The sequence below is a fragment of the Nostoc favosum CHAB5714 genome (assembly GCF_020829495.1).
GTDB classification, from domain to species: Bacteria; Cyanobacteriota; Cyanobacteriia; order Cyanobacteriales; family Nostocaceae; genus Nostoc; species Nostoc favosum.
On sequence record NZ_JAIVFQ010000151.1, the window covers coordinates 1 to 11406 of the forward strand.

An 11406-nucleotide genomic window follows, 5' to 3' on the forward strand; every position below is an offset into this window, starting at 1 on the left:
CATTTTAGACTTTGGCAATGGTACGACTTTGTATTCTCGTTATAACCGGGGTCAGCGAGAAGTTCACACCGCCTACCCCATCGGTGTGGAAGTTCTCATCGATGATATCTCCCAAAAAATGAAACATCTAAATGGAGGAAAAATTGGGGATGCTTCCAAGATCCGATTTTGTCTGGAAATGGGGCATACCAGGTACAGCCGTGACATCGATATTAAAGATATATACAGCGCAAGTTTAAAAGATTGGTATGAAAAATACTTGAAGAAAGTGGTGAATCTGACACTTGATGCCAAGCACCAAGGAGATGAAATCTGGGCGATAGGTGGAGGCTGTCTGTTACCAGGATTTAAAAAGTTGTTAGAAAAGAATGGGTTCAAAATCCTGGACAACCCGGTGGAAGCGAATGTCTTTGGGCTTTTAGAGATTGCAAAAACTATTCTTGGCAAGAACCCAACTACTACATCTCTCAAGTGAAGTTATAATAATGACAGATAAAAAAGACTTAGCACCGGAAAAAGTTCGCCTCAAAGATAATTACCGAGAGCGCATATTTGCAGAATCGCAAAAACTAGATAAAAGTTACCTGGACACCCTTTACTTTATAGTTGATTGCTATTTTGTTTTCATCAAGGCTGGATTACCTGCACAACTTTTAGCTGACACACCAATTAATACTGAGTCAAACCAACTCACGTCTTGGACTCCAACTCCATTTGCAAACGAGAAAGAAGAAGATTCTGAAGGAGAAACATTCAGCCTTGATTTTGATTTATAACCATCAAATGAAGTTGGCAGCGGTAAAGAACGGGAATTAGCCTTAAAGGCGGTAAGGGGAATGGCACGCTTGTTAAGCGTAAATCCCTGGTATTCCTGGATGAAAGGGTGTGGGGAAGGAAGAAGGTGTTGTTCTATTTGATACAGTAAAATTAAATTTTTCTAACACTACACCCAACACCCTACCCCCTACACCCTTGTTAGTGTGGGGAATTAAGAAGATGTTGAACTCCTTGAGGTACTGGCATTCAATTGTCTGGAACACACTCAGCCTACACCCTACCCCCAACAAGATAGCCAGCAAAGAGGTTTCACATGAATCAAGCGTGCCATTCGTGCCATTCCATCAGTGAGAGCTAATTCATCAGCGATCGCTTACGGTCGTTCATGTCAGCACAAAGTTATTCTTCCTCCTCCTCGTCATATTCATAATCTGTATAGTCTTTCCCGTGTTGTTCGTACCACAGGCGTTCTTCCTCTTGAGCCGCCTCTCGCTGTTTCCTTTTGGGCTCTGCCATCTCTGCTTCTAGGATTTCTTGTTCTAATCTCTCCTTCTCAAGCCTTTCTCTCAAAAGCCTTTCTCGCTCTTGGGTTTCTTCCTCTACCCTCTCCCTCTCAAGTTTGATTAATCGCTGCTCGACTCGCCCACAGTAAAAATCTAATGCTTTACCCGTCGCGGCTCCGGTACAGGTACCACCCACTAGAAAAATAAGTCCGGTTTTCCAGCCTTCAATCGGGCCACCGCTCCACTGCAAACTTTTTTGATTAAACCATACCAGCACAGAGAAGACAGAAATTCCAACTACTGTATTTATAAGAGCAAAAATTCTTGGTGTCATCTCAGTCTGTCGCAGTATTAGCCACTGTCCCAGCCAGAGTATTGCACCAAAAATCACCGCAGCGATCCCGCTCATCACCAAATGATCTGGATATCTGAACGGATCTAAAGCCACAAGCGATCGAGTCATGCATTACCGTAAGCTGATTGTTTCAGCAGGGACTAGGAAGACGAATTCATGGAGCGATCGCTTGAACCTGTAGAACTTCAATTGGATGCTATCTTTAAATGAAGGAAACCTGTGATTTCGGTGCGCTTAAACGAGATTTATGAACAATTGATACTGAAGCCTGAAAAACAAACCGTGAAGTAATTAGTACCGCAAAACGAAAGTCAAAAGTCAAAATGATTACGGCGTGAGGTTTTCATTTATTTTGAATGGTAGTTTTATTTCCGTCGCGCTGTACTAGCCATCAATAATAAAGCTAATACACACCATAAGTTATCTATAACTAGACCTTTCAGGGCTAATAGAGTGATATCCAAGGCTTTGATATGAATAATTGTGATTTTAAAAGGGATTAGCCCTATGACTAGCCGAAATTTATTGCTCATTGGTTCTTGTGACTTTAATAGTACAATTGTACTGATAGAACATACACTTTACTCTATCTATTCGCTAAAGATGCTTTTTAAAGTTGTAAAATGAAATGTTCTACTTTATGAGAGCCTAAAAAACTTGTCAGATAAAATGCCTTATGTCAACAGCTCGCCACATTATTGCGCTCTTGAAGAGCTACCTAGAAGGTGAGGAGCAGCAATTTTTCTCTGTTGCTCTACAGATAGCTGCACATGAAGCAAGACAAGGACACATCAAAGTTGCTCAAGACATCCAAATTCTCATTGATAAAGCGAAAGAGCGTAAATCTGTTATTGAGCGTAAACCTTTCCCTGAAACGCTCACCCAAGTCAAGGGAGAATTAGTAAATCTTGTATCGGTTCAGTATTCAGACACAAGACTTATTGACATGGTTCTTCCTCCAGTTCTAGAAAAAAGATTACAGCGTATTCTTATAGAACATATCAAGCAGCATCGTTTAGCTGAGTATAATCTCAAACCTCGTCGCAAAATACTTTTAGTTGGCCCACCAGGTTCAGGTAAGTCGATGACTGCTGCTGCTCTTGCTGGAGAACTACAACTTCCTCTTTTCACAGTTCTTTATACTGGTCTAATTACAAAGTTTATGGGTGAGACAGCTAATCAGCTTAAACTCATATTTGATGCAATGCTGGTGACAAGAGGTGTTTATTTTTTTGACGAGTTTGATGCCATTGGCTCACAACGTGCTTCAGTTAATGACGTTGGAGAGATTCGCCGGGTTTTAAATTCCTGTTTGCAGTTTTTGGAGAATGATGACAGCCAAAGCCTAATCATTGCTGCGACTAATCATCCTGATTTATTAGATAAGGCTCTTTTTCGACGTTTCGATGATGTTATTGAATATGAGCTACCAAATCAAGAAGTTGTTCGCAAATTACTAAAAACACGTCTAGCTCCTTTTGATACTGAGTGGCAAAATTGGGAACATATTATTGAGAGTGCTAATGGTCTAAGTCAAGCAGAATTAGTTCGAGCCGCAGATGAAGCGGCGAAAGTAGCTGTGATTTCTGATCAGGATTCAATTTCTGAAGAAAACATGATTTCTGCAATTCTAGAGCGCAAAAACACCATCTTTAAGTAACTACGGTATTATTTTAATAAAGGTGTATTTAAATTAACCTCTTGATCCAATGTCTGACTACCGAAGGAATCTCCCTAATCTTTACATAATGGTAAAGGGAGATACTAGCGTTAGGCCCCAAAACATGGAATCGCGGTTCAATTCATTCTGATATTTGGCAAGGTACTGCGGCTGAATTGGCTCAGAAAGATTCTATTGGTATATATCCTGTTAGCGGTTGGTGGAAATATAATCCGAGGTGGGAAGGATGGAATAAAACAGCTAGATATGCTCTGATTGTTTCGATCCGAGTTGTCGATGAAGTCGAAGTTGATATTGATCTTTATACTCCTATTTCTATTTCCCCTAAAATTAAACAGACTGTGCCTATTAATCTGTAGGTTATAAGTCGGATTTTGTAACTCTGCCATTTTCCAAAACGTCATAAAACATCTTTGACACTATACATCCAGCCTGTGGCTGGAACCTTAAATGTGATTTGAAATAAAAAACGCTTGAACTAAATTTGGATTCAGAGCGATGGCTTTAGTGTAATCTTCAATAACCTGAGAGTATTCTGACTTATGGCATATTTTTGAGCGAGCTAATCCTCGATTATTATAAGCTTCAGCAAAATTCGGATTCATTGCTAATGCATTATCGAAAAGCTGAATCGCATTTTCATATTTTTCAATTTGAAACTGAATTAGTCCTATAGTATTATGAACTTCAGCAAAATTAGGATTAAATAGTAATGCCTCTCTAAAACACTCGATAACTGCATCTAAATTGCCTGACTTTAGATGTGCCAGACCTTGATTATAAAAAACCTGTGCTTGCTCTAAATTAGATGCCTCCATAGCGTTATTCTCCTTTTCTATTGCTGAAAAGGGCTATTTTAGGATAAATCTATCTTTGTAAGTCTATTTGTTGTGTTTGAGATTTAGCTAATATTTTATCAATTTGAGTATTAACATCTTCAAAAGTTTGCAATATCTGTGGAGTTAGTTTATTAGTCTGTACCTGACCAGATTGCAAGTTTAAAATTACCTCCCCATTTTTCTGCGAAATAGTTAAATCCCTCTGTTGCGTATTGAAAGCCAAGTCAAAAATCTTTCCTTGAACTTGAGTACCATTTTCATTAGACTTACCCCAGACCATGCCAATTCTTTGAGCAATTTGAGTCAGCCGACTGATGGAATTAAGCTCAAATGTATCTTTATTCATTACTGTCAACGCTTCGGTTGACAATTGCTCACCAGCTTTCAACTGATTAGCCACTTCTACAATGCGTTTTTTGTAATTCTCCGACTTCCCTAACTTACCTGCGGCATTGTACCAATTTCTCAAATCATCAATAGTAACTGATTGAGATTGGACTTCTTGGTTGGGTGAGGCTCTGTTTTGTGGTTCAGGAAAGGGGACTATTTTACCGTCAACATAATCCCCCAACGGCTCTAGATGTAGTCCCCACACCTGCTGTTTTTCGGTGAATAATTCTGGTAATGCTTTGGGTGAGTGCTTTTCCATATCAGCCCATTGCTGTTGATAAACGGGGTCAGCAATCATAGAAGGTGTGATTTGATACTGCTTACCAACTCGAAAGGCGACTTGCTTATCTTTACCAGTCGCCAGAGCAATATCGCCTTCTTTAAACCCATACTGTTTGTATGGCTGATAAGCTCTGGTGGTGTGAGTTCGACCATATCCTCTCATCGCTAAAATGCAAGTATCCACGGGTAAAGGATTAGTGTCACCATACATCATTAAAGGGTAGTTCATGGGAATCGGTTTGCCTTTGATGCCTGAAGGAGCGACATTTTGAATATCTTGGGGTGGAGTGGAATGTCGGCTTTGCTTAGGCTGGGATTGTGCTGCTTGTTCTGGTGGTTTCAAAAACTGCGGTCGTGTAGCAAGGGAGCTAACTTTTTGCTGATACTCAAGGGTAGACTCAATAATTGCCCCAAATTTCTTAGTCATATTATCCAAAGTTTTGGGAGGAATTGAACTACTGACTAAGTTAAATACTGCTAGACCTTTCTTAGTTTCCCTAATGACATCTTCGGGCGGGACTTGGGAATATACAACATTTTGCGAAGTTAGCCATTTGGTTACAGATTCAACTTTGTGGTTGTCAACAGCCAAGCCCATGACCCCAAGTTTTTTGTTTGATTGGGTAGAAAATAAGAAAGTAGGACGCTCTTTAATATGATGCAGAATCTTAGCACTACTATCAATCATCTCCTGTTGTTGGGGATTAACCGATTGAGTCCCAAAAATCTGAAATTCTTTCGTCCACTTCTGGGGATATTCAACGCTCCTTGGGTCAATTCGAGCGCAAATAACAGAAAAATTACTTTGAATGATAGCGGGCGCGGGTGTAAGTTGTCCGGTTTTGAGTAGCCCAAGTTCTCTGAGCGCGTCTTTGTCTTTTTTAAAGTGCAACACTCCCAAGGGTTCACCATTTAAAAACACGGCATCTCTGGTTTTTAAGGGTGGCAAATCGATAGTCAGTTTTCGGTAATCCAAATCATCGAATGTCTGACCAGAAAAATCATAAAAGTTAATTTTATTAATTTTCAGGAGATTACCATTGCCAGACTCGCCCAGGACAAAAGCTTGATCTCCAGTTTCAGAGATTGACGTGAGCTTTAATTTTAGAGGATTACCATTTTTCAGGTAATCAATTTGTTTCAGCTGTTGGATAGAATCACTGTCTAACTCACCCAAAGTTTTGCCATCAAGTTTGATTTTTACTGTTTTGTCAGGAACCGGCACAGTGCCAAATTCTAAGTTGACCGGTTCGGCGTTGAAAACAAGTCCTGCATAAGAGAAGTTTCTAAGTTCGCGGATAGTAATTTCAACCGCCTCAAACCCTGGCAGTCCAATAGTTGCTTTGGCAGTGGCAGGTTCTACCCCAACCATACTGGCTTGCGCTTTTGTACCAATGGGAAGCTGTGCGGTTCTGGTTGAAAGCATGGCGAATTCCTTATATTCGCCGTCAGCATCCTGGACAAATAACAATCTGGAAACGTGGCGTTCATGCCCGACTGGGTGGTGGCTGGCTCTAATTTCTATCGGGTGCAAATCATCCTTGTTCCAGTCTCGACCCAAAAATTGATTCGCTTCATTCAAAAGTGTGACTAACTTCGGTTCAGTAAATTGCAATTTATCTAAGCGAGAAATAATCTCAGTTGGGAAAGCAGCGAAAGCAAAATTAGAGACTTTTTTAGCAATGTTTGATGGCTCGGTGTTTTCTTTTCTTGCAACTTCGAGTTCATCCTGGCGGGATGCACAGATGTTCCAAGCGGCGGCGGCGGATGCAAGCTTTTCTGACTCTGGGATCTTCGCATAAAATGCAAGAGCCACTTCATAAGCCTTGGCAAAGAGTAGTTTAGTTTGGCTTCTAGCAAGTTCTGGTTTAAATTCTATTACTTTAGCTCCCTGCATGGTCATCCCCGCCTTGAGGTTGTGGTCAGTCACAGATTGTTGGCTAACTGTTCCCAGTTTATAGTATGCGGGTTTCTTATCCTCCCCAATCTCACCATCTATCTGTGCAACTGCTAATAATCGGTGAGGGCGTTCTTTACTTCTGAATTGCTCTCTTATTTCATCTAGGCGAATGTTGAGTGCCTGGGCTTTCCAGATTAAGGGATGTCCGTAACGGGTGAGATTGGTAATTTCAAGTTTCGCCCCCTGTGGAGTTTGGACAATTGCGGATGGGCCTTTCTCAGTTTCACGCCGTTGGGACATCCGAACCGCAGCGTTGAATTTCCGATCAAACTCGTACTTGGCGGCAACTGCTGCCAATTTTTGCTGTGGTGTAAATTCTACTCCTTGGAACAAGTCTTTAAACTGGACTATGGGGCGCGATTCTAACTGTGATTCTTGGAAATATTTATTGGTTTGGCTAATTAATAATTCTACTGGTGAGTAGCCCTTTGGTGTTATCCCTGTGGTTAAATAAGCTGACGAAGATTTCTTATCTTTAATATAATTAACATCACGATACAAGTAGCGGCTGTTTTCCCTGATTAAATCCATCTCAGGTTTTTTAGCACTTTTGAATAAATCAACCGCTATTTGGTTTTGATAACACCCCTCACCAATCATTTCTCGGTACATCAGGCGGTTAACATCCATCGCCTGATGTATAATTTCTGGCGTTCTGTTAGGATTCTCTGCTAGAGCTATAACAGATTGCATGAAAGGTTTGTACTCTGCTCTAATTGGTTTGGGCTTCTCGTCATGTTCCTGTTCAAATAAACTTTGATAGTGGCTAGATACTTGCTCTAAATATTCTGATTTTTGTTCTAAAGTACCATAAGTTTTTAGTACCTCAATTTCCGATTCTAATGCCTCCAGTGCAGTAACTTGATTGTTGATTATGCCCACGCTGATGCTATCGCTCATGTGGATAGCGATTTTTTCAAAAGGGGGCTGGCTTCCATCGGTGGGATCATAAAATGATTCTTTTTTGAGCTTAACCGTGGGCGAATAGGCGTTTTGGGGAAGATTTCTTCGCTCTGCCTCATCTGTCAGATTAGGGTATAAGCTGGCTCTTGCCACACCAATGCAGTCACCATCGTAGTCTCGTGCTTGGCGTTCTGATTCGGTTTCTGCCGGATCTATAAAATCAACATTAACCCCTTGTGCTTCTAACTCTGTAATTCTTTCCTGTATGCGCTTGTGGTCTTCATCATTGACTACAATTATGCCTTGCAAAGATTCACCATCTGGAGCTAAACGGTCTTCAACGTGCTTATTAGTAGAGACACATAATCCATTAGAGTTGAGGAAAGGAGAGCGAAAGTTAAGAACTTTTTCTCCAAGCTTCAGCCAAGGGACACAAATTTCACCATTTTTGAGTTCCTTGGAGGGAATAATCATTCCTCGGTCAAAAGTAAGCATTTTCCCAACAGCAATATCTCGCCACTCACTTTGTACAAACCGACTTAATTCCTGTTTAACCTTCTCAGTTTCTAAAAGCTGCTGATGCCCAAGTAAATCTGCTTTAATGACTTTGTACATGAACAAGTCATCTTTAGCACTCTCGTCATCCAACTCCTGATCTGCATCTAAGTCATCATTTGTCCCTAAGTTTTTAACATTTGTTTCTTGATTGATAATGTCTGATGTTTTTAATTTATTTTGGCTCAATGATTCTTTACGTTTTTCGTATCTTTCACAATAGTAAGCAGCAACAATTCTAGGGTCATCTTGAATAGAGGCTAATCTTTGAGCTTGTACCTCTAGTTCCTCGGCAAAATCTTTAATTCCTTGGGGGAAAGATGCCAGCAATTGGGAGATAGACATCTGTCCTTGTTGAGATTGCCCTTTTTCAGCTAACCAAATATTTTGCTGATATAATCCTGGTTGAATTTGAGGTTTAGTAGGGCCTTTGGGTCTATCCTTGTCTGTTCCCTTAAAACTGCTTACGGGGAGAATTATATCTATTTTTGGCTCATTTTTAGGATCTGCATATTCTATTCTATCTAGTCTGTATGGTCGGAGTGTTCCTTTGCCAAAACGGTATTTAGTAGTATCTTCTCCAACTCCATCCACCCAACCAAATCGATGCTGAATTACACGATAGCTTTTATCTGCTTGGGATTCTCTTAAGGTTAGCTTGTCATAAAGTTGTGTTGAAATCTGCCCATAACAATCTCCAACTAATTTATATGCCAAATCATTCGATAATATCTCTCCATTTTCACCCCTGTTATCAGTAGAATCATCTACTACCAGAATGTTTAGCTTTTCGTGAATCGCATTTTTACAAGCCCCAAGCAAGATGGAACCATAAGCCCCACGGTCTTTACTATCTGGACAAATTTTTTGAATCGTTTCTAAACATTCTCTATCTCCATAAAGTAAGCGAGTTTTTGAAGATAATAGTAAAATCTGTCCATCTGGATGATTTTTTAAGTCTTCATCTGTACTGTATTCATCTGAATGTCCAAATGAAAATTTTTTATCAGGAAAGTAAAATTCCAGTAAAGTATTACTGAGATTTTCAGTTAAAATAGTTTGACGCTCATCTGTATAAATCCATTGATTGAGCCTGGGATCAAAATGTTTAATTTCCAGAGTCATGGGTTTAAAAAGTTAATGAAACTTAATTAATATCTTGAGAGGTTTGTATGTCGAGAATTAAGCGTTGGATAAATATGCATAAGGAAGAATTCAATGCAGATGGAACTTTAAAAGATGAAGTAAGACAACAAAAATTATCTAAAGGCACACATCCAGGAGCAATTGATAGTTATGCTCGTAGAGTAAAAGAAGAGTATGACGAGTGGAAGCACTTGGACGAGACTGATCCAGAGCCGTGGCCAATCTACACAGCCTACGATTTCTTCACTGAACAAGAAAAAAAGGAATTTAACCCAGATGGTTCTCTAAGACCTGAATATGTAGAATATGCTCGTCAAATTGGCATCAGTGAAAGTGCCCTGGAACAGCTTGAGTGGCGTAAGAAAATAGAGGTTGATGATTACAATGAAATGTCTGCCGAGCACGTAGAACAAGGTATCAACTTTGGTGAATGGTTGATGGAAGGGAGGATTGTCAACAGCAGAACATACGTCCAACGTCGTCAGCAGATGGAGCAAGACCTGCGTAACTTTGAGGATGCTGACAGTTTGCCTTTCGACAAGGACACAGCATTTTAGGCGGGAGCTATGCAGAGCGAGTGATAATATAAGCTGAAAGCATTATCAAACAGCGCTTTCAGCTTTTTAGTAACATCCTTTTAATGAGCTTGAACAGCAGGTGGGTTAGCAGCAGCCAATGGTTTGACAGAGCGAAACGCCCCGTTAAAAAAGGCAATCATTCTTAAGATGGCAAAGGCTGTAATGATTACTCTTTGCAGTGAATTGAATGCCGAGCGTTCTCTGACTACTTCAGCCCACATTACTTTCAGTTGGTCTTCCGTTGTCTGCTGGGCGAAAAAGCGAATTGTTTAGTTAATTGACTTGCCGTTCTATAGCTGGAGGGATTACCCCAGACGATCGCACAACTGACTTATTGGAAGCGGCAGCAAAGAACGCAAACATTCCTAAAATAGCGAACGATGTAATAAAAACTTGCTGTACGGATGCAAAGACCGACTTTTCTTTCTCCTTTTGGACAGCGATGCGATTGAGCTTCTGTTGATATATGGAGAAGTACAAATATTCCAACACTTTCTCACACAAGGCAGGGTCTTCACCTGTTTGTACTTTCTGACACAGGAGAATTTCTAGATGCTCTTGGCGGCGATCGCAATTAGATAAATCGCGCTCGTCCCACAGTTTTACTTGGGTTGTATCTAAAGGTCTATCAATACCTAATAAAGTCATAATTATGGCCTCATTTAATTGTTGAGTTAGTTGAGGGAACAGGTGTAATCGATAAGTCAATTACACCCTACTGTGCTTTTTGAAAAATGGAACTCATACCTAACTTAAGAAGTTTAAATATGCTTTCTAAAAAGAACTAGCAACTTGAGTACTGAAAAAATCAAAACTCAGGTTGCTAGTAAAGTTTGAGAATATATGCTATATTTCCCAGTCCAAATCTTCAGTTTGAGATGGAGATAAAACCTGTGCCTTGGGTGTATCCGGCTCCAATGGGTTCGTCCCATCCTGAAATATAGCAGTCGCCAAAGTCCGTCCATCGCCGTCAATGTCGCTTGCTAGAAAATATTCTAAAACCTGCGGTGACGCACCATCAATTGCTGCTTGTGCCAATAAGCTTTTAATGAATTGCGGGGATGCCTCACTATCAGCCAGAATCTTTAAGGTCTGTTCGGCATCGTGGACGGTCATCTGGGAAATATTTTTTACACCCGCTTCTTTCCAGACATCGCCAAAATACTGACGATATTGCTGATTGAAGTCTTGCTCTTGGGCGAAACGGGCTAATTCTTGTACTCGTAATTGTGTCGTTTCTGACATATCAATTGACTAAGGTTAATTGTTCGCGTTTATTGTTTGACCCAACCATCTTGAGCAATTGTTGATTAACGTGAGTTCGACGGAACTAAAAAATAGCAGGAGGTAGTGCAGGCAAATCTTTTGGGTAAATATCAATCGAAGGTTTTTTAGGCAAATAGGTATAAGCAGTTAAACCAGCCATCAAATTAACCA

General features: G+C 40.3%; 11 protein-coding genes and 2 pseudogenes. 4 read left to right on the top strand and 9 right to left on the bottom strand.

From position 1 onward, the window contains the following. Window positions 1-475 (top strand): annotated as a pseudogene (locus LC586_RS37535) (ParM/StbA family protein); the annotation flags it as partial. Window positions 476-485: 10 nt separating this feature from the next. Beyond that, entirely contained in the window at window positions 486-776 is a 291-nt protein-coding gene (locus tag LC586_RS37540; protein ID WP_229490782.1) for a hypothetical protein, read from the top strand. A gap of 72 nt (window positions 777-848) precedes the next feature. Here LC586_RS37540 and LC586_RS37545 read toward each other — a convergent pair whose 3' ends face one another. From LC586_RS37545 to LC586_RS37555, 3 genes are all read right to left on the bottom strand, one after another. Continuing rightward, window positions 849-1040 carry a hypothetical protein gene (locus LC586_RS37545; protein WP_229490784.1) on the bottom strand — a complete coding sequence of 64 codons (192 nt, stop codon included), beginning with the start codon at window positions 1038-1040 and terminating at the stop codon, window positions 849-851. Between the two features lie 136 nt (window positions 1041-1176). Further along, a complete protein-coding gene (locus LC586_RS37550; protein WP_229490786.1) occupies window positions 1177-1743 on the bottom strand; it encodes a hypothetical protein in 567 nt (188 codons plus the stop codon). Between the two features lie 257 nt (window positions 1744-2000). Next, window positions 2001-2168 (bottom strand): hypothetical protein, encoded by a 168-nt coding sequence (locus tag LC586_RS37555; protein ID WP_229490788.1) that lies wholly within the window; start codon window positions 2166-2168, stop codon window positions 2001-2003. 143 nt (window positions 2169-2311) lie between these two features. Here LC586_RS37555 and LC586_RS37560 point away from each other — a divergent pair, with 143 nt between their 5' ends. Further along, window positions 2312-3295, top strand: coding sequence for an AAA family ATPase (locus tag LC586_RS37560; protein WP_229490790.1), 984 nt, complete (start codon window positions 2312-2314; stop codon window positions 3293-3295). A gap of 467 nt (window positions 3296-3762) precedes the next feature. Here the strand turns inward: LC586_RS37560 and LC586_RS37565 are convergent, their stop codons facing one another. After that, window positions 3763-4134, bottom strand: coding sequence for a tetratricopeptide repeat protein (locus LC586_RS37565; RefSeq protein ID WP_229490791.1), 372 nt, complete (start codon window positions 4132-4134; stop codon window positions 3763-3765). 49 nt (window positions 4135-4183) lie between these two features. After that, window positions 4184-9370: a hypothetical protein gene (locus LC586_RS37570; RefSeq protein WP_229490793.1), complete on the bottom strand. Its 5187-nt coding sequence runs from the start codon at window positions 9368-9370 to the stop codon at window positions 4184-4186. A gap of 47 nt (window positions 9371-9417) precedes the next feature. Here LC586_RS37570 and LC586_RS37575 point away from each other — a divergent pair, with 47 nt between their 5' ends. Then, window positions 9418-9948, top strand: a complete 531-nt coding sequence (locus LC586_RS37575; protein WP_229490794.1) for a hypothetical protein — start codon at window positions 9418-9420, stop codon at window positions 9946-9948. Window positions 9949-10028: 80 nt separating this feature from the next. Here the strand turns inward: LC586_RS37575 and LC586_RS37580 are convergent, their stop codons facing one another. From LC586_RS37580 to LC586_RS43145, 4 genes and pseudogenes are all read right to left on the bottom strand, one after another. Continuing rightward, a complete protein-coding gene (locus LC586_RS37580; RefSeq protein ID WP_229490796.1) occupies window positions 10029-10190 on the bottom strand; it encodes a hypothetical protein in 162 nt (53 codons plus the stop codon). 52 nt (window positions 10191-10242) lie between these two features. Beyond that, window positions 10243-10617, bottom strand: a complete 375-nt coding sequence (locus LC586_RS37585; protein WP_229490798.1) for a hypothetical protein — start codon at window positions 10615-10617, stop codon at window positions 10243-10245. Between the two features lie 198 nt (window positions 10618-10815). Beyond that, on the bottom strand, window positions 10816-11214 hold the full coding sequence (locus tag LC586_RS37590; RefSeq protein WP_229490800.1) for a hypothetical protein: 399 nt from the start codon (window positions 11212-11214) through the stop codon (window positions 10816-10818). Between the two features lie 85 nt (window positions 11215-11299). Next, a pseudogene (locus LC586_RS43145) lies at window positions 11300-11406 on the bottom strand (IS982 family transposase); the annotation flags it as partial.

Coding starts and splice junctions, on each gene's coding strand:
- LC586_RS37575 (WP_229490794.1), top strand. CDS start 9,418: ATGTCGAGAATTAAGCGTTGGATAAATATGCATAAGGAAGAATTCAAT.
- LC586_RS37550 (WP_229490786.1), bottom strand. CDS start 1,743: ATGACTCGATCGCTTGTGGCTTTAGATCCGTTCAGATATCCAGATCAT.
- LC586_RS37540 (WP_229490782.1), top strand. CDS start 486: ATGACAGATAAAAAAGACTTAGCACCGGAAAAAGTTCGCCTCAAAGAT.
- LC586_RS37555 (WP_229490788.1), bottom strand. CDS start 2,168: ATGAGCAATAAATTTCGGCTAGTCATAGGGCTAATCCCTTTTAAAATC.
- LC586_RS37560 (WP_229490790.1), top strand. CDS start 2,312: ATGTCAACAGCTCGCCACATTATTGCGCTCTTGAAGAGCTACCTAGAA.
- LC586_RS37565 (WP_229490791.1), bottom strand. CDS start 4,134: ATGGAGGCATCTAATTTAGAGCAAGCACAGGTTTTTTATAATCAAGGT.
- LC586_RS37590 (WP_229490800.1), bottom strand. CDS start 11,214: ATGTCAGAAACGACACAATTACGAGTACAAGAATTAGCCCGTTTCGCC.
- LC586_RS37570 (WP_229490793.1), bottom strand. CDS start 9,370: ATGACTCTGGAAATTAAACATTTTGATCCCAGGCTCAATCAATGGATT.
- LC586_RS37580 (WP_229490796.1), bottom strand. CDS start 10,190: ATGTGGGCTGAAGTAGTCAGAGAACGCTCGGCATTCAATTCACTGCAA.
- LC586_RS37585 (WP_229490798.1), bottom strand. CDS start 10,617: ATGACTTTATTAGGTATTGATAGACCTTTAGATACAACCCAAGTAAAA.